The 18,839-nt window shown below is 37.2% G+C and carries 16 protein-coding genes; 12 read left to right on the top strand and 4 right to left on the bottom strand.

Annotated features, from left to right (window positions below):
• Nucleotides 1-2 precede the first annotated feature (2 nt).
• The 8 genes from PVK71_RS07335 to PVK71_RS07300 all read left to right on the top strand — a co-directional run bounded on the left by PVK71_RS07335 (nt 3) and on the right by PVK71_RS07300 (nt 12,150).
• Nucleotides 3-1,385 carry a hypothetical protein gene (locus PVK71_RS07335; RefSeq protein WP_130066624.1) on the top strand — a complete coding sequence of 461 codons (1,383 nt, stop codon included), beginning with the start codon at nt 3-5 and terminating at the stop codon, nt 1,383-1,385.
• 269 nt (nt 1,386-1,654) lie between these two features.
• Entirely contained in the window at nt 1,655-2,161 is a 507-nt protein-coding gene (locus PVK71_RS07330) for a hypothetical protein (RefSeq protein ID WP_130049501.1), read from the top strand.
• 815 nt (nt 2,162-2,976) lie between these two features.
• Nucleotides 2,977-3,204 carry a hypothetical protein gene (locus PVK71_RS20490; protein WP_422836548.1) on the top strand — a complete coding sequence of 76 codons (228 nt, stop codon included), beginning with the start codon at nt 2,977-2,979 and terminating at the stop codon, nt 3,202-3,204.
• A gap of 488 nt (nt 3,205-3,692) precedes the next feature.
• A complete protein-coding gene (locus tag PVK71_RS07320) occupies nt 3,693-6,896 on the top strand; it encodes a PAAR-like domain-containing protein (RefSeq protein WP_130049353.1) in 3,204 nt (1,067 codons plus the stop codon).
• Nucleotide 6,897: 1 nt separating this feature from the next.
• A complete protein-coding gene (locus PVK71_RS07315) occupies nt 6,898-7,515 on the top strand; it encodes an imm11 family protein (protein ID WP_130049352.1) in 618 nt (205 codons plus the stop codon).
• A gap of 924 nt (nt 7,516-8,439) precedes the next feature.
• Nucleotides 8,440-10,893, top strand: coding sequence for a T6SS effector BTH_I2691 family protein (locus tag PVK71_RS07310; RefSeq protein ID WP_274418675.1), 2,454 nt, complete (start codon nt 8,440-8,442; stop codon nt 10,891-10,893).
• A 62-nt stretch (nt 10,894-10,955) separates the two neighbouring features.
• Nucleotides 10,956-11,708, top strand: coding sequence for a hypothetical protein (locus PVK71_RS07305; RefSeq protein WP_274418676.1), 753 nt, complete (start codon nt 10,956-10,958; stop codon nt 11,706-11,708).
• The gene (locus PVK71_RS07300) at nt 11,695-12,150 is read left to right on the top strand and encodes a hypothetical protein (protein WP_274418677.1); all 456 of its coding nucleotides are present in this window, start codon (nt 11,695-11,697) and stop codon (nt 12,148-12,150) included. The genes PVK71_RS07305 and PVK71_RS07300 overlap by 14 nt, the downstream gene beginning before the upstream one ends.
• 4 nt (nt 12,151-12,154) lie before the next feature.
• Here PVK71_RS07300 and PVK71_RS07295 read toward each other — a convergent pair whose 3' ends face one another.
• Nucleotides 12,155-12,595 carry a hypothetical protein gene (locus tag PVK71_RS07295; RefSeq protein ID WP_274418678.1) on the bottom strand — a complete coding sequence of 147 codons (441 nt, stop codon included), beginning with the start codon at nt 12,593-12,595 and terminating at the stop codon, nt 12,155-12,157.
• 145 nt (nt 12,596-12,740) lie between these two features.
• Here PVK71_RS07295 and PVK71_RS07290 point away from each other — a divergent pair, with 145 nt between their 5' ends.
• Nucleotides 12,741-13,331: a hypothetical protein gene (locus tag PVK71_RS07290; RefSeq protein ID WP_274418679.1), complete on the top strand. Its 591-nt coding sequence runs from the start codon at nt 12,741-12,743 to the stop codon at nt 13,329-13,331.
• An 85-nt stretch (nt 13,332-13,416) separates the two neighbouring features.
• On the opposite strand, the gene PVK71_RS07285 is transcribed toward PVK71_RS07290, so the two are convergent.
• Complete coding sequence (locus PVK71_RS07285) at nt 13,417-13,950, bottom strand: hypothetical protein (RefSeq protein ID WP_274418680.1); 534 nt, start codon at nt 13,948-13,950, stop codon at nt 13,417-13,419.
• Nucleotides 13,951-13,958: 8 nt separating this feature from the next.
• Nucleotides 13,959-14,936: a helix-turn-helix transcriptional regulator gene (locus tag PVK71_RS07280; RefSeq protein ID WP_274418681.1), complete on the bottom strand. Its 978-nt coding sequence runs from the start codon at nt 14,934-14,936 to the stop codon at nt 13,959-13,961.
• A 114-nt stretch (nt 14,937-15,050) separates the two neighbouring features.
• On the opposite strand from PVK71_RS07280, the gene PVK71_RS07275 reads away from it, so the two are divergent.
• The 3 genes from PVK71_RS07275 to PVK71_RS07265 all read left to right on the top strand — a co-directional run bounded on the left by PVK71_RS07275 (nt 15,051) and on the right by PVK71_RS07265 (nt 17,962).
• Nucleotides 15,051-15,221, top strand: coding sequence for a hypothetical protein (locus PVK71_RS07275; protein WP_274421788.1), 171 nt, complete (start codon nt 15,051-15,053; stop codon nt 15,219-15,221).
• 384 nt (nt 15,222-15,605) lie between these two features.
• Entirely contained in the window at nt 15,606-16,091 is a 486-nt protein-coding gene (locus PVK71_RS07270) for a VOC family protein (protein ID WP_274418682.1), read from the top strand.
• Between the two features lie 275 nt (nt 16,092-16,366).
• On the top strand, nt 16,367-17,962 hold the full coding sequence (locus tag PVK71_RS07265) for an ABC-F family ATPase (protein ID WP_130048839.1): 1,596 nt from the start codon (nt 16,367-16,369) through the stop codon (nt 17,960-17,962).
• Nucleotides 17,963-18,067: 105 nt separating this feature from the next.
• On the opposite strand, the gene PVK71_RS07260 is transcribed toward PVK71_RS07265, so the two are convergent.
• Complete coding sequence (locus PVK71_RS07260; RefSeq protein ID WP_274418683.1) at nt 18,068-18,817, bottom strand: phosphatase; 750 nt, start codon at nt 18,815-18,817, stop codon at nt 18,068-18,070.
• Between the last annotated feature and the right edge of the window lie 22 nt (nt 18,818-18,839).

Here is an 18,839-nt window from a genome sequence, read left to right as displayed (position 1 = left end):
TTATGGAAAATACATCAATTCAATTTAATGAAGTAGATTATGTCGTTCCTACAGAGACATTTAGTGTTGAATATTCGTATTTAAGTAAACAGGGCTTTCCGTTTGTAAAAGAATTTCTTCTTAAAGTGCTTTATATTTCACCGCTTTCTAAATTTGAAATATCTTCGTTTTTTGGATTTAACCCACGTGAATTGGCAACGGCGATAGAAGAGCCTATAAGCAAAGGTGAAATAGTATATTCGGATGAAGGAAAGCTATGTCTAACAACATTAGCGAAAGGCTATTTTTCATCTTTAGATGATAAGCCAATGATTGAAAAACCGCAGTCAAGAACATCATCTGTTTCATTTGAGTTGGTTGGTTTTAATAAAGTTAAAAACCATCATGAAAATTGGCATACGGGTCTTCGGTTAGAGATTAATCATGAAGTACAAAGTTTAAGTGAACTGCATGCAAGAGCAATGTTTACTAAACATTTTCAACAGCTTGTAGAAAGAGGAGAGTTGGGTGTTATTAATACTCATGATAACTCGTTACCAAGCCTTTACTCTGTTGATAAAGTAACAAGAAAGAAAACAATTGCCCACAGAGTGAGACGTAAATTTGAGATAGATTTAGACAGCCGTGTTAAGCCGTTTTATGTAGATAAGATCTATGAAAATGATGAGGCAATAACGCAAGCTATTTCACAAGAAACTGACCACATAAGGTTAGGTTGTAATGTTGATAGTATTAGTGCTGCATGGGATGTTTTAGAAGATATGTCAGTTTCTCGTTTTATAAAAAATAAAAATATAGATTTTCGAGGTATGATTGCCGAAATGGCGGCGGGATCTTTTGATAAACCATATAATATTTTGGTTGGCCCGTTATATGGTAAACAGCCATGGAGTGCAATTGAGTCCTGTGTGAAAAAACTGAAACCACAGAATAAAACACAGAAACAAAGAACACTGTGCTGGATTGGGGCAAATACCCGTTATTGGGGAATGAGTGAAGGGTTTAATAAAGCAAAAGAAAGCTTGATTAATTACCAAACGAATAAGAAAAACACGCATTATGAGTTAAAGGTCTATTTACCATGTGATGAGCAGAGTGTTGAAAATCAAGCTGGTAAGATATGGAAGCATAAATTAGGCAATATGCTGTGTTGTGAAGGGATAAGAAACGGTTTATTTGATGGCAATGTTGAGGTTTTATTCTTAGAAAATGAATTTGCAGCTGTAAGTTATCATTTGTCATTGCCTGATCTTAGTCCTGTTCATATACCACTAGGTTTTTTTACAACAGATCAGAGATTAGTCGCTAAATTAGCTAAAGTTGCAAATGAGTTCCTGGATGGTTCGTCTGCATATGATAAGCCGAATTTAATCGGTAAATTATAATTATTGGATTTAGGTTGCAGTGTGTGAATATGAGGAACTTAATTGAATTTGCATGCGTAGCATGCTTTTTAACTAGCTCTTCGAGCTAGAATATCGATTGTTTTAATGGTTTCTTTGATATTTGGTGTCCTTTAATTCTTAGTTTTTATATACGAGAAAAATAATTAAGGGACACTTAGAAGATTGATTTTGCCATTGGGTTAATTAGTTGGTGTTAATTGTACCTCATTGTATCTATAACGTTATGGTTTGATTTTTAAGGTTTAATTATGGGTGTTTTAATATCAGGTTGTACATTGCAGGGCAAGAACTTCAATTCAGAATACAGATGCGTTATCGAACGTGACGCTGAAAAACTAGGCATAGAAGTTGACAGGGTTTATCCGTCGAATGATTGCAACGAATATCTTTCCATATCTTTTCAATCTTATTCAGATCTAAAACGTTATCTAGATTTTTTAAGTAGTGAAGTTGGAACAGTTGGCTTTGAACATCACTTCTTTAGCTCTGAAGGAGTAATCACTCACAATGAATGTGAGGATCTGTTAACTGCCTTTGATAAGAACGCGGATAAGACAGAAGCTATCACATGGAAGGAATTCGCTTTCTCGTATTACAGTGACTATGACGATAAAGAGGAGTTTTTCGATGGCCTTGAGCATATGACAATGCGTTCTTATCAGTCAGAGCAAGCATTAATGAATCGGCGATTTCGAGTATTGATTAAAATCGTGAGATTTGCGGTAAAAGAAAATGGATTCATTGATTATGGCTGAGATTTTTCGGTATATATGTAACTGAACCAGTATCGTTAATTTTTTAATCTACTGCATATAGCCTATTTACTTTAAAGACTTTATGCATTTTATCTTGTTGTAATTCATGATGCTATATACGGGAAGTACATTTTCTGATGCTTATAAATAACTTGCGATACTTTACCAACCTCAATTAATTAAGAACTTGTGAATGCTCAACAACTCGTTGAACTACTGTAAATTATAATAAAAACAAAGGTTAAGAGCGAGCTATGACGGCTCGCTTTTTGTTTTTGGGGCTTGTGATTGCAACAACTAACGTGGGTTTGACAGAAATGGGATTATACTCATTGCTTGATGGGTAAAAGGCACTAAAAATGTATTTGGAACCGCCGTATGCGACCCACGCTTGTACGGTGGCGTGAGAGGAGGGAGGCGGCGAGGCCTCCTCCTACTCGATTATATGTTGATTCAACCATCACTAACGATACTGTCTTCATATCCTATCAATGCTAGTTTACCCTACTAAAAGTTATCCGATTGACAGGTGTTAGGCGCAGAGGAAAAAATGAAACTAAAGCAGCATCATTAAGCGCGATGCTTTAAATCTTGGTTCTTTAACTGCTTTGGAAGCCACCTATATTTCGATTATCAACTCTATTGCAAACTGTTGGAAACATGAGTCAGAATGGGACTAGTAAAGTGATGGATGGAATTGTTTAACTATGTGACTAGGAGATATAATACTCCCAGCCAATATCATCTAGGATGCCACTAGCTAGATATTTTTGTTTATCTTTCTCGGAACCACAATTTAGAATAATGGAATACAGTTGATAAGGTTTGTAAAAGCTCGCCAGCGAGCAAAAGAGACGCTGCTCTTTAATGTAATGCTTCGCGGTGCAGATAATGATTGGTCAAAGGATTATAGAAAGACCTTCGGCAACATTCTTAATGATGTGGGATTTAAAGCAGGACAACGAGCAACCGCCTATTCATTCCGTCATACCTTTATTGATGAGTTAAAACGTGCGAATGTTCGAAGAGCATGTGGTTTCTGACATTGTAGGCCATAAGCATCAAAACATGACCTACGGAAGATATGGTAAACGATTGGAGCCAGAGCTGTTTGTAGAGGCCGTAAATCTATTTCGTTTAGACGACATAGCTATCACCTTAAGTGCATAGATGGCATTGGGGACAACTCGAAATAGGCGTTCACTGAAAGTGTGACGACAATGTAACCCGCTGCGCTATCGTTACACTTTTGCTTCGTAAAAGATGCACGATAGCTGCGGGCAAGAGGTAATCCTCTTGACTCCTAGCCCACCAAGGTGGGCATTTCGTAGAGCGTTTCTGCCCCTTAAATGAATTACTCACTTTCGTCATTATCATCTCTGTAAAACACATATTTAATGATATATCCCATTAAATACAACTTATACTCAAATTACATATACATTTAGTTAAAACACCTATTATTTCAGATAATTTGAAAATGAAAGCTAGAATATAATTGACCAATAACCATAAACTATAAAGGGTCAATATGGCGGTAACGATAAGTGCAAATGGACTCAGCATTGTTCACAAAAATTCTGATGGTAAAGCAAACGCAACACTCCCTGATGTCTGTTTAACAACCGTAGGGAACGCTGTTGTTCCTATTCCTTATGGCAACTCAGCTAAATCGGCTGACTTGGCTAACGGGAGTAAAACTGTTACCGCTGATGGAGGAAACAGTATTGCGATAAAAGGCTGTTCATTCTCAAAGAGTACAGGTGACTCAGGTGGTGATAAGAAAGGTATTGCATCAGGTACGATTGAAGGGGAAGCGAAATTTATTACTTCTTCTCCGACAGTTAGAATTGAAGGTAAAGGAGTGTGTCGCCTTTCTGACCAAATGACAATGAACAAAGCTAATACAATGTGTCTGGGCGGAATAGATCAAGATTCTGTCAACGTATCTACAAAAGAAGAAGGTGATTATACAATAGACATACATTGTTCTTACCCTCGTGATGGAAAACCATTTTCTAATGCGCCTTTTAAGCTAATCAGTAACGATGGTGTGATTATTCATGAGGGTAAACTTGATGCAAAAGGAAAATGTACGGTATCTTCATTGGCAAATGACTATTGTCATGTTCACTTTGACGAAAGTGAAGCGGATTATGCACTTGTAAACCGCAGAAAGAAGAACAATCGTTATAATTCAGCGCTCGATGATGCCGTATTCTTTGATAAATTAGTTAATCATGAAAGGGCATTCTGGTTACTATCTACAAATACCTCTAGGAATAATATTTGGGGTATTATGGGCTCTAAGTTATTGAGCGATAAATATTTTATTCAAATTTTAGAACTCGAAATTCAATCTCATTTTGAATTAGCAATCAATGCAAAAGAAAGTCAGATAATGGCTCAGTTATTTATTAATGCACTTTCTCCTGAGGCAGGCTCGGAGCAAAGAGTAATTGATAATTTATTAATTGCGGCCTCGCCTCCAACGTATCAACTTGGGGCTATTATCGCGTTATTTATTCAATACCCAGAGAAGCAGTCTTACCATAACCTGTTAGCCAGATTGCGTGATTTAGGCAGAGGCAATCCAAAGGCATTTATTGATAATTTTGATTGGGTGTCATCAAAACAGCAAATAGCCACAGCGCTTGACTCACTCCTTTCAAAGCTTATCAACCGAATTGAGTTTCTTAAAACACAAGCTGACTTAAAACGTTATGCTCCTCTGGTTTATATATTTAATTCACATATAAGTCAGCTAAAAACCTTCAAGCGTACACTGACAGATGATATCACCACGTGTTTTAAGCACACGAAAGATAAAATAAATCAAATATCTACAGACAGTGATGATGTATTTGCCGTTAAAACAGATAAAGTTGGGCATTCAATTGAAGCCAATGCCTTTGTTCATGTCGTACACGCATTAAATGAAACTCCTGAACCACTTATTTTGCAATTAAACTATGATGACCTGGAGAAAACCCCAGCGTCCAATATTCCGTTTAAAGTCATTTTTTCTAATGAGCAAGTCTTTGAAGGGGTATTAAATCCAAATGGCTATGCGCAAGTATGGGGAGGACCGAAATTAACGGCGCACATTGAATTTGGTGATAAAGATAAAGCACAAGAGGCAAAAGATAAGTTGCCAGATAGCTATAAAGCGCTTGATGTTGCACTGGATAAAATTGCCAAAGAAACAGCTGTAACATTACTTGATAATGCGAATGAAAAACCCGCGTCAGCGCTCATTGTCGCCCAATTTAAAGTGCTAGTTGATGAACACCTTGCTGAACTCAATATACAAAAAGAAAATTTTAATAACTTAAGCTTTCTCGAACAATCATGGCAACAAAGTCAACATGCATTCTCTGGTATAAAAACTGGTATAACGGAATATGTTCCTGATTTGGGTGAGTTCGGAGAGTTAATGACATTAGCAAATATCGACATTACCAGTTTAGTGAATGCTATCGCATTTGGGGAAGTTGATGAGTTAGAAAAGAGTTTCAAAGACTGGAAACAACGTAATCAAGAGCAGCTCAGTGAAGCGTCAGAATCGATGGAAATGTTGATATTAATTGTATCAGACCCTGAAGCTCGACAGATTTTGGCGAGTTTACCTAAAAAAATCCTTGAAGCGATGCCTGCGGATAAAGTGACTGAAGTATTAGCCTCACAAGTTAGCCAAGCTGGTGTTGATTCTGTTGTTATTACGGGGAGCACGGCGGCAGGGGCATTTGCAGGCGGTGTCGGCGCACCAATAATGGCTGCAATTACTGTAGCGGCTACCACGGGTAGAAAAACAGGAAAACTACTGGAAGAAACCATTAATATTATCAGTGATATTGGCAAGTTAAATAAAGATAAATTTAATACACATGATAAAGTTCAGCATCAAGAAAAGAGTGAAACTAAGCTCCCGAAAACGTGCCCTATTTGTAATGATGTGAGTTGCAAAAATAAAACAAAACCGACATTAGGTAAAGGAGAAAATACCCGTAAAAACTCAGCTCTTTATGCTGGCATTCGTAAAAAAGTATCAGGTTATCCAAAAACTCACATATGGTATACAGGCGATCGATCACTGGAAGTTCACCATGTCATCCCCTGTGAATCGGTTGAAGATAAAATATGGAGAAAGATGTTCAATCAATTCAGCTATAACATCAATGGCCCTCACAACAGCGTAGTGTTACCTGCACAAGCCATACTTGCTTGCGAACTCAATGTTCAGAGGCACAAAGGTAGCCATGATCAAGGAATGGCATTAAATATAGATGAGCGTGTTTTATCTGCACTGAATAAACATGAGAAAGAAAAAAACAATGAAAAAATACTGGTATTTCAAGATACGCTTTTTGCTAAGAATAATGGGAATGATTTTCGCTACCCTAAAGCAGCGACAAAACTAATTAAGAAAGTTAAAGATTCAGTTGAGAAAGGTAATTTATGTAAATATGCCGATAACTCTAAAAAAATGAAATCTGAATTTGAAAAGCAAATGACAGAGCACAGCAAAAAAATATTAGGGTATATCGATAGTTTTGAGTGGACAATTGCTTGGGACAGCCGTGATTATAAACCAAGCAGTAAATTGGGTTGTTGTGGCAATGAAGGTATTGAAGCTAAGCGAGAAAATAATAACAGGGCATTAGAGTGCCCAGACGAAAGAAATCATGAGTTAGGTAAAGGTAAATTTAATAGTAAATTGGAACTAGGAAAATAAAATGAAATACGATGATGAATATTATGTATTAACAGAGCAAGGTGCGTCGGGGCAGTACATGCTTGGACAGATTGATGGCAGTGATGATGGATTAGAAAGACTACTTTCACAGCGTTCGATAAAGAGATTAGTCAGAGGTTCAGGTAAAGTACGCGTCAATCAAGGCGACAAAGCTCTTTTTAGCCCTTGTGACTATCATGATACAGGAGATGATTTAGTTTCTGAAAAGTTTAAGCAAGTGATAGAAACCTTTAAACCTCAAAATGTCGATTTTTATCAAGCGGATATCATTAATGGTGATCAAGTGTGGAGTGAGCATTATTTCATGCACATCTGGAATCATTATCGAGTTATGCATCAAGGTCGTTCTAAAATTGATGGAACTTATGTGGATGATGATTTCATATTAGAATCGTTCTCATTGGATGAAAACTTGTTGGACAAAATCCCTCTTCAAGAGCGATTAATATTTAGGTTATCAGAAGATCCACAATTTCTTTTCCATGAAACCGTGGTAGCCGCATTAAAAGCAGCGAATTTAACGGGGGTTGGTTTTAAAAAAGTGAAAGACTGGGGAATAAGCAGTGGGTTTGATGATGATTTTTACGCTGATTTGTAGGTTATGGTTGAGCTCTAAGATATAGGGCTCTCATTTTTATGCTTATCTCGTCATCCGAATTAGATAAAACGTCTAACTGCGCTTTATCTAATTCGACATAACAAAACAGAGTGCATATTCTAGTAAGATTTCGTGCAAAAGTTAGTTAGAAACGTTTGTTCCGAACAAACAAACTTACTGAACATTGACCGATGTACCATCAAACATATAATACAAACAATCCGCAGATCCACTAATTTACATATAGCACCGCAAACATCAGATAAATAATCGGATTTCCTTGACGGTTAAATTTATTTTTGAGAAAGATAGCTAACTAACTGTAATTACAGCGCTTTTATTTGGTAGGTGTAGCATTTAGCTACCTAATCCCTATAAACCGTAAAGAGACAGCATTAATGAATAAAGGAATATGCAAAAATAAAAAGCAGCACAAAAGTTTATTAAAGAGACTCAGAATTAATTTGCAATACTTTACCTACCCCAACCAACGAAGAATTCGTGATAGCTCAGCAGTCTGTTGAATTGCTATAAATTATAATAAAAACATAGATTTAAAAAGCGAGCTGTGATGGCTCGCTTTTTTTGTTTCTGGGGTTTGTGATTGCATATACATACAAAAGGAAACACTTGCAGATAATTAATACAAAATTTCACATCCTATTGATTTTATTGTTGATAAGTTCTCCCCAACCTTATAAATAAAAAATCACTTATCTTCCTACAATCTCTTTCATTCAAAGTGTGAACTCTCTCGGGTCGATTTAATTTTTAAGCACTAAGAAAGGGGTTTTTATTGTGTCTTATTTTTCACCTATATAGAGTTTTCTCATCTCGATTTTACAAGAAACCTTACTTGTTGGTTTTTCGTAAGCAATCAGCCAGTCAAAGTAAATGCTAAATACACATAAGGAAGAGTATTAAATGAGTACTGCCAACAAAGCCGCTATGTGTGCATCAACCCGTGATGCAAAAAGTCCTGCTGGCTTGTGCCCCTTTCAGCGTAGTGATATTGGTATTATTCCCATTCGTTATGCCTTGGACGATATGAATGAGCAAGGGCTGCAGATGCACCCATTCCCAGCCACTGACACGCAATGGAAAGGTCGATTTACGCCTAAGCAGCGTCAGTATACGTTAAGGCAACTCCGTGATGGTTGGTTGTATGTGTATGATGAAACAGATAAAACGTTTCATGAATATCAAATTGAAGGGTATGAGTTTACTAAAATTGAGTGGTCAAACGATGAAGCCGATAAGCTCGCTAATGAACGAGGTAGCAAAGGTGAAACCAAGAGTTGCTTAGTGTACCCAGCTAAGAATACGATCTATATGGCATTTGCCCATCAACGTTGGACATGGCGATTGTGTGAGCATATGCGCTCTCACACATCTAATCGCTCATTATGGATGCGTAAGGTTAATTTAAAACAATTTAACTCGGCCTTGGCTCACCCTCACACTGGACTTTCTTCTAAGCTTGGTCACTATGCAGCAGATATAGGAGTAAATGGTGCTCCAACAGGGATATTTAACTCGACTTGCACACCATTAACTTCAACTGAAGCTCAAACTGACAGCTTTAAACATGTAGCAGATAAGCCAGGGTGTTGGGATGTCGATTATCGAGTCGATTTACCAGCCCAAGATTGTGGGATGTTTATTGCGCTAGATGATCCGTTAGCGGATGTATCCGATTTATTCTTACCACTTGCAGAAGAAATCACACTACGCAGCGCAATACACAAAGATGAAGATAATATCCATAAACTGCAAATGGCTGAGATTACCCGTAATCTGGGTCGAGTAAGGCTAAAGCCTGAGGATCTACCTGAGCAAATTAGCTATGATCCAGTGAAGGTATTGGAATTTGAACGCCAGTTAACCGAATATCTAGCCATTCAGTCTCTGGCAGATAAAGAGTCTGCGGCTTTCGAGTCAAATCCAAGCATTGGCAATACCCCATTTACTCCACTTCAAGAAGAAGCGTTAGAGAAACACTCTGAACTAAAAGAAAAATACCATTTTACGCCCAGTGATGAGCAGAAAACCGCTTGGGAAAAGAATACTCTTTTTAGTGATGAGGTTAATTGGAGTGAGTTAGATAAATTTCTAACTCAACACTACACCCAACTTAAAGATCAAGATAAGCGTATTGCCATGCTCTATCAAGATTTTATGGAGGCGTTTGAGCAATTAGGAACGGATCCATTAGTCATTGGTATTGATAATCAAGATGAAGGCCACCTCACTTATTTATTAAGTGTAATCAGCCAATATTTACAGGTAATCAAACAAGCGGTGAATACCGAGAAGGAGTACGCCACTCTAGAAAGCGCACTTTCCCTCGATTCGCCAAAAACACTGTTTGCATTAGCGTCATTGGGTTTTTCAAACGACAATTTACAAGCACTTAATGATCATGTGGAAGAGTTGAGTAATCACCTTCTGTCTGCCAATAGCTCAGGTGATATGGGGGCATTATCGGGAGCGATAGCGAGTTGGGGAGGCTTTACAGAGGATATTCGAATTCAAGATAATAAATGGTTTAAAGTATTAGCTGAGCCTGTGCAGTTAAGTTTTATTGCTCTGCAAAATGCAGTGACAGGCCAAGCTAAAGAGAGTTGGCGAGGGATAGCGAATTTACTGTTTCCACATCAAATGAACACGGCAACAACGCCTCAGGGGATGATCAGTAATTTAAGGTTGGTCATATTGGAAGCGTTGGTTAACCCCGAGGCAGTTGTGATACATAACCCAGATTACCCTGCACACTTTGCCGCGTGGCAGCGAAAGATGAATGCAGAAATGATGCTCATTCGTCAAATTAGTCAGCCACTATCAGGGCAACCGACACCAAAAAACCATCAAATACAAACCATGCGCAGCGCTCAACAAAGAATGCAAAAGTTATTGAGTAGTGAACTTCCTGTGATGGTGATGCTCAAGTATGAAGCCGTCAATAATGCCGCTAAGCAAATGCTCAATGAAGCAATAGAGCACAGTTGGCAGCAAGGTAAAGATATTACTCAAGCATCGTGGAATAAAATGGGTAAGATGGGTGGAGTTGTCGCCATCCTTAACCTTTGGAACACGGCAGCAGTACTTAAAAATCTCCACCATAAAGCAGCGCAACATCCAGAGAGTGATTTATGGACCGACCCTGCTGTTAGAGAAGCAACCTATGCGACAAGTTATGCGGTATCGGCTGTTACTGCAATGTGGAGAGATGTCGCTTGGAATAAGATGGCGACTAACCAATCTTTGCTTTCAGAGTCACTGAAAATAGCATTGCGAAGTAGTACTCATTCATACGAACTTAGACAAAGTTTAGCAACCTTTGCCAAAACAACCGCTGCGGTTCTTTATTTGGTTTAATCGCGACAGGATTAGAGACGTGGGAGAGCTATGATAAATTTAAAGATACGAGTCATTCACCGATGGAACGGTTTGGCTATGGGCTGAAAGGAATATCGACTGTTGCTCAATCAGGGGTGTTTTTTTGGCAGTTTCTTGCAAATGCCTCAAGTCGTGTAGGACTTACCAGTATCGGTGCGATTATTGCCCCTTGGATGCTGACCACATTTATGGTTAGTTCAATTCTCTTTTTTATCTCGATTATAATTATCAATGCTTTTAAGCGTACAGAATTAGAAAAGTGGTTATTACATTCCACATGGGGGAAAGATGCAAAAGATTGGGAAGTCGTTGATGAGTTGACCCGATTGGAGCAGATTATTCATAAGCCTCAAGTAAGGATCAACAACGTATTTTCTAGCTCTCTTTCTAAAGCAATATACGGTTCCGTTGCGGGGCAACAATGGCAATTAGAGATATCTTTGCCCATGCACACAAAAGGTAAGTCAATTGGTTTACAAGTTACGCGCACGCCAGTGCAAAATAAGTATAGCTATGTTACTTCTTCACCAAAGCCTGCGGTGATAGTAAATGAACAAAATGGCATTTGGAGTAAAGGTGAAACGGGAAATCCAGTCTATCGTTTAGATTTAGGTGGTACAACCAAAGATAGTACTACGGCCTTCATTAGCCTGCCTTTTAACTGGCAAGCATCAGAGCATGAACAGTTAGGCTATACCGCTTCAGGTAGTAGTCAAGGTGAGCTTGTTATATTGCCAGCACGGAAAGATAACGTCATCCGCACTATTAAAGTTGAGGTGAATGATGAGTTCTAAAGATCAAATAATTAAATTAAAAGAAGAGTTGTATAGTGCAGAGATTATTTATGCATGGGATTATGAAGGGGCTGGATTAAAATATAATAATCTATTTAACTGGGGGTATTCGGTATTTATTGGTTTACTTATCTTGTTATTTCTTTGGTCTGTTTCTGAAGATATAACCTTAAATTCATATTCTTTTTGGGCGATATTTACTTTCCTGACTATGATGGTATTGATTTCAAGATATCTTTTTACACCAGATAAACATCGTTGTTACCACCTAACATCAATGGGTATTCATTACACTGAACAAGACATGATCCCAGAGATGGCTTATAAAATTGCGCGAGGCTTTGCTTGGGTTGGTATTGTGGTCTGTATTATCGTTGCCTTTATGCTTGGCCCATTGGCTTTTGTTGGAGCAGGAGGGGTAGGTCGGCAATCATCAAGATAAACTTTCATAAAATTACCGTTGATAATTCAAAATGAGTTTGCCATTGAACATCAGGTAAAACTGAATAAGTTGATCTTGCCACAACAGTTAATAGTAACGCCCATGTTGGAAATTGGTTTGATGTGATTTTTGACACCAATGCATTGTCCGATAAATAGACAATTTCGCCCTTAAAATACCGTTGTTCATTATAGTCATAGAGAGGCATAAGTTCAGGTGGTTGAAAGTGCATTAACTCGAACTCAATAAGTTGGCTCGCAATGGTAAGCAAACTATCTCCGCAAGAAGTGAATTCAAATTTTTCAATTAAATGAGATAAAAATAAACATTCAGTTACGGACTCTCCATACTTCTCATATAGTTTGTAAATATCTTCACCGTTGTGGGATATCTGGTGTTGAATTGCAATATAGTGCTCAGCTAAGTGAAAGGTGTAAGTTGGCATAAAAATTCCCTCCTTTGGTTTGGAGAGAGTATATGGTTGTATGCGACAGATTCTGTCGCTTACTTTTATAAGATACCTTGCATCATAATGAACTAAAAAATTAAGTAATCGCTTAAAAATAGTATTTGTGGAATGAGGACTAAAAATGAATAAAGAACAACTTTTCAAGTTATTGCATGAGTTTATTCAACAACCCCGTATTCAAAGCACTCTTTCAACGATCAAGGAGTGTGATATCTCAGGGTGGGAAGGATGGCTTCAGGTTGAGTTTGCTCACTATGTACAGAATGAAGTTTACAACAAGAAAAAATTTCAATTTTCTTGGTATCGTGAATATAAAGTAATAACTAAATCAGACCATTATGATGAGAGTGATAAAAATAATAAGTATATTATTCCTGACTTCTGGATTTCTTCTGATAAAAACAAACTAGAAAAAATAGAAAAATATTTTTACCTAATTGAATTTAAGCGAAGCAATAAAGGGGATATCCATAAACTAATGAAAGAAGATATCAGAAAGTGGAGATCATTCATCGATTTGGCTAAAAATAAGCGTAATTTAGTCTGTAGAAATAAAACGTATGATGTTTATTTTAATTGTGGTGTTTTCTTTGTTGGCATTGATACTAATGGTCAAATTTCATTAGATAATCTGGATGCCTTTGATGGACTTGAATCAGAGGTAATTCAAGATCCATTCTATCACCGTATTGATTTTCTTAAAGTCAAATAATTCAGGATAACCACAAGAAACGACAACTTTTGTAATGCTTACGCTCGCAGACTCTTTTGGGGTTGCCTAAAGAGAGTCTTGTCGATCATGAAGCCTTGTAACACAAAAAATAAGATGAATTTGTTTCAGGTATTTTTCCTTTTATATGGTAATCAATTAACTTGATACTGTCTTTATTTGAATTTGTTAAAATACCAAGAAAGAAAACACCTTTAATAGGGAATGATTGATTGTACCAATCAAGTTTTTTTGTGTTTTCATATTTTTTAAGATCTTCAGTCATCCCTTTTTCTAGAGCTGATTTATCGTGGTTAACTTTTATCTCAATGAGATATAGTGTTTTTTCATTATCAAATGAAATGGCAAAATCAGGAAAAATCAGGTTTTTTTCAGCTTCTTCTCCTGTTGGGGTATACCCATATTCTCTGGACCAATTATATCCATTTTCATTGATAAATGAGTTATTTAGAAAGTGGGCAAGTTCGATTTGTAGCCATTTTTCCCAACCTGTGATCTTACATTTTTCAATGGTATTAATAACACTTATTAGTCGAGATTGTTCATTTTTTGCTTCAAGGAACACTTTTAATTCTTCTTCGATTCGGTGTTTATTTTGCATTTATATACCTAATAATATTCAAGTGATTGGCGTAATGTATTTTTAATTTCTTCGCGTAATGACACAGGAGATAAAACGGTAATGTGGTTACACATGGATAAGACCCAATGTCTTAGCTCTTCTGTATCATCAACAGATGCGGTAACAAGATAATCGTCTTCTTTTGCCTCTATATATTGATCTTCAGATAAAGGGGTTTCTGTTAATATTCTTTCTAAAACAGGGGTAATCCAGAGTTTTATATCTAGTTTTTTATCATCACGAATAACCCCCATTCTGCCTGTATTAAGAAAGGTCTTTAAAGAAAACTCAGATGCGATCTGTGCTTGTTGTTTCAGCTTTTCTGCATGGGTAATTCGATTAAACGCCAGTTGTCTTATGTCTGAATAACCATCGTATGTACCGATTAGATACGAACGTTCTCCGCGAACGACAATGCCATGAGGATGAAAAGTAAAACAATGCTTATCATTAGTGCTTAATGAATGATAAGTGAGTGTTAAGCACTGTTCAGAAAGCACCGCACTAAAAATAGATTCAATAATGGATTCGGATATATCAGTAGGATGTAATGGTAGACCTTTGCTATGAATAGCTATTTTATCAGGCCAATGACTGTTCTTATTTATACTTTCAGAGCGTAAAAATTGCTTTGCTGTTCTAAAGTAAGGTTCTAATCGATTACGCATGGCTGGAGGAAGTAAGTGAGTTAAATGCTTATCAGCCATTGCGAAAGTGATAGATGTCGTCAGATCAAAATCAGGTAAGGTTAGTTCTGCATGCTTATCTATATACCATCCGATAGGTTTGCTTTCATCACCACATACAGGAAATTTACTAGCCAGCTCGATAAGATCTCTTTGAACGGTTCTTAATGAAATAACTTCCCCTTCATCCGCTAATTGCTTTTGAATTTCAGAAGCAGAGATTTTTCTGTATCGAGATAATTTAGCGAGTATTGTTAATTTTCTTAATCCGCTATCCATAGTTTTTTTGTTTGATTTATTTAGATGTATTATCTCATGAAAATTGATTGTGCGTCAGTATATGTCGCATAAAAGATTAAAATAACGCTATGCATTAATTAATGAGAATCAAAGATGATAGAAGATCAGACTAAGCAAAATGATACAGGTCCTTATACTGAAAAAGAAGTCATTGCAATACTTAATAGTGATGTTACATGTTGGGATATAGAACCATATAATATGTATGGTTTTAACTGTATTGGGTGTTTTTATGAGCTGTCTACAGGTTTTTATTTTGAATGAGGCTGCGCTTCGGATGATTGCGTATATTGCTTGATGTCTTGTTGTTTCTGCTTTGATTCATTAGAGGACAAGAAGAAGTTCAATCAAAATGTGGTTTATACAAAAAAGGTAGGATTTAGCTACATAATCCCTACAAACAGTAAAGAGACGGCATTAATGAATAAAGGAATATGCAAAAATAAAAAGCAGCACAAAAGCTTACTGAAGAGACTCAGAACTAATCAGCGCTACGCAGATAAAGTTATGTAATCGCAATATTAAATCATTAATAATATAAAATTATCAAAATAATAATTATTAATAATTTTATGTTATCCAATGCTTTTACTATTATTACCTCATCGAAACGAACAATGAATTATAAAACTGAATTTGAGGTAAATTATGAAAATGAATCACGTAGGCATCATGGTTGGCGATATGGACAAAGCGGTTGAGTTTTATACTAAAGCGCTTGGCCTTGAAGTAGTCATGGGTAATACAAAAGTTGAGGAAGAGCGTGAAACTGCCATTGGCAGAATGTGTATTGCTGTATTTGGTGAAGGCTTTAAAGGCTTCAATATTTCGCACTTATTAACGAAAGACGGCATTGGTTTTGAGTTATTTGAAATGAAAGAGCGTCAAGAACGTCACGACGTTAATTTCTCTCGAATCGGTATCTTCCATTTCTGCCTTCAAACAGATGATTTCCACGGTGTAATCGCTCGTACTGAAGAGTTTGGCGGTAAAGTACGAATGGATATTATGCGCTACCACCCAGAAGATGATAACAACACATCACAAATGGTGTATTTAGAAGACCCATTTGGCAACTTATTTGAGCTTTATTCTCATACATATAAAGAAACGTACTCTGCTGAGTATGAGTAAAACTAAGATGATTAAGGCTTAAACTTCGGTTTAGGTCTTTTTTATGTGCAGTGTTTTTATTGGAAGTGATGTAGAGAGAGCGAAATATCTACATAGAAACCATGGATTGCGCAATTCTTTCGTTAATTAGTTATCCTGTGAGTCGTTGATAAGTAATGAAACAGAATAAAAAGTGATGGAAATCACAAATGCTGCTATACTCCCCCTAAATTTGAAAAGCTGGACATATGGGCCAGTTTTTTTATGTCTATTTGAATAACTAATTGGAATGTACTGTGCTATCAACTGCTAACATCACAATGCAATTTGGCGATAAGCCACTATTTGAAAATATTTCTGTTAAGTTTGGTAACGGTAACCGTTACGGTTTAATCGGCGCGAATGGCTGTGGTAAATCTACCTTTATGAAGATTTTAGGTGGGGAATTAGAGCAGTCTGCCGGTACAGTTTCAACTGATCCTAATGAGCGTATGGCTAAATTAGGCCAAGATCAGTTCGCATTTGAAGAATTCACAGTAATTGACACTGTTATCATGGGTCATAAAGAACTGTGGAAAATCAAAGAAGAGCGTGACCGTATTTATTCTTTACCAGAAATGTCTGATGAAGATGGCATGCGCGTTGGCGATTTAGAAACTGAATTCGCAGAGATGGACGGCTACTCAGCTGAAGCTCGTGCGGGTGAACTTCTATTAGGTCTAGGTCTTCCTGAATCACAACACTTTGGCCTAATGAGCGAAGTTGCTCCAGGTCTTAAAGTTCGTGTTCTTTTAGCACAAGTTTTGTTCGCAGAACCAGATATCATGCTTCTTGATGAACCAACGAACAACTTGGACATGCACACTATTGCGTGGTTAGAAGACGTTCTTCTGGCTCGTAACTGCACAATGATCATCATCTCGCATGACCGTCATTTCTTAAATGCAGTATGTACACACATGGCTGATGTAGATTACGGTGACATTTGTCTGTTCCCTGGTAACTACGACGAATACATGACTGCAGCAACGCAAGCTCGTGAACAACTTCAAGCAGATAACGCTAAGAAGAAAGCGCAAATTGCTGACTTACAAACGTTCGTAAGCCGCTTCTCTGCAAACGCATCAAAAGCAAAACAAGCAACGTCTCGTCAGAAACGTTTGGATAAAATTGAACTAACAGAGATTAAAGCATCAAGCCGTCAATCTCCGTTCATTCGTTTTGACCAAGAAAAACCACTTTTCCGTAACGCATTAGAAGTTGAAGGTCTAAAACAAGGTTACGGTGAAAACATTTTAATCAATGGTGTAAACCTAATGGTTGAAGTAGGTGAGCGTATTGCAATCATCGGTGAAAATGGTATCGGTAAATCCACGTTCCTAAATACATTAGCGGGCGAGATGGAACCAATGTCAGGCATGGTGAAGTGGTCTGAAAATAACAACATTGGTTTTTACGCACAAGACCATGGCCATGATTTCGCTGAAGATCTAAATCTATTAGATTGGATGGGGCAGTGGAAACAAGAAGGCGATGACGAGCAAGTGGTTCGCGGTATTCTTGGTCGTATGCTTTTCTCTCAAAGTGATATTAAGAAATCAGTAAAAGTGATTTCTGGTGGTGAGCAAGGTCGTATGTTATTTGGCAAGCTAATCATGCAAAAGCCAAACATCCTATTAATGGATGAACCAACAAACCACATGGACATGGAATCAATCGAAGCATTGAACTTGGCGCTAGAGAACTACAAAGGTACATTAATGTTTGTATCTCATGACCGTCAGTTCGTATCGTCAATTGCAACTCGTATCATTGAAATCACAAAAGATGGTGTGAATGATTTCCACGGTACTTACGAAGAGTACTTAGCAAAACAAGGCCTAAAAGGCTAATTCAGAAACCTAATATTCTGGATAACAAATAAAATGGAAGACTAGAGATAGCCTTCCATTTTTTATTATCTGTCGTAAGTGAATTTCAGTTACTTCAACGTAAGATTATTTAGTAAATACGTTAAACTCTGGAATAGTTTTACGTCCACGTAGTGCTAAGAACTGAAGAAACTGTTTAGGTGTATGCGTAATTATTTTCTCAGCGGGAAAGTCTACAGTCTCAATAAGTAATTCTACCTTTTCAAACTTACCAATATCTGCACAAAAATGTGCATCACTGCCTGTTGTAATGTATGCGCCTAGTTTTTTTGCCACCTTAGCTATCTCATAACATCGATCAATACTGCCAATACGACTGCCGCCTTTTAGAGAGGTATTGTTGAATTCTATTACGACGTTGTTATCCACTGCACATTGAATCACTTCTTCAAAATTAAAATCAAAGTTAGGGTTTCCCAAATGCCCAAGAGCATCAACTCGACCTGATTGAATAATATTAAGTAAAGCTTGAGTATGAATTCCTTTATTTTGAGGAGGGAAAACCGGCTCATGAAAGCTAGCAATTACCCAATCAAGGTTTTGATCTACAGAAGGAGGAATGTCGATATTGCCTTCAATATTGCAAATGTTAACTTCACAACCTCTTATAATGGCAACACCATGGATAAAACGAGGTAAGACTCTTTGATTGCTAAAAAACCAGTAATGAGGAGCTCCTGGCATAGAGGAGGCGTGATCAGTAGTGCAAAACATCGGTAAACCAAGCTGAGAGGCAGAAAAAGCATTTTCATTGATGGTGCTATATGCATGACCGCTAGCATAGGTATGGGTATGAGTATCTACTTGAATGCGCATTAGTTTTCTCCTTTAAACTAGA

The organism is Aliivibrio sp. S4MY1 (assembly GCF_028765545.1).
Classification (GTDB): domain Bacteria; phylum Pseudomonadota; class Gammaproteobacteria; order Enterobacterales; family Vibrionaceae; genus Aliivibrio.
This window is presented reverse-complemented; position numbering and strand designations above follow the sequence as displayed.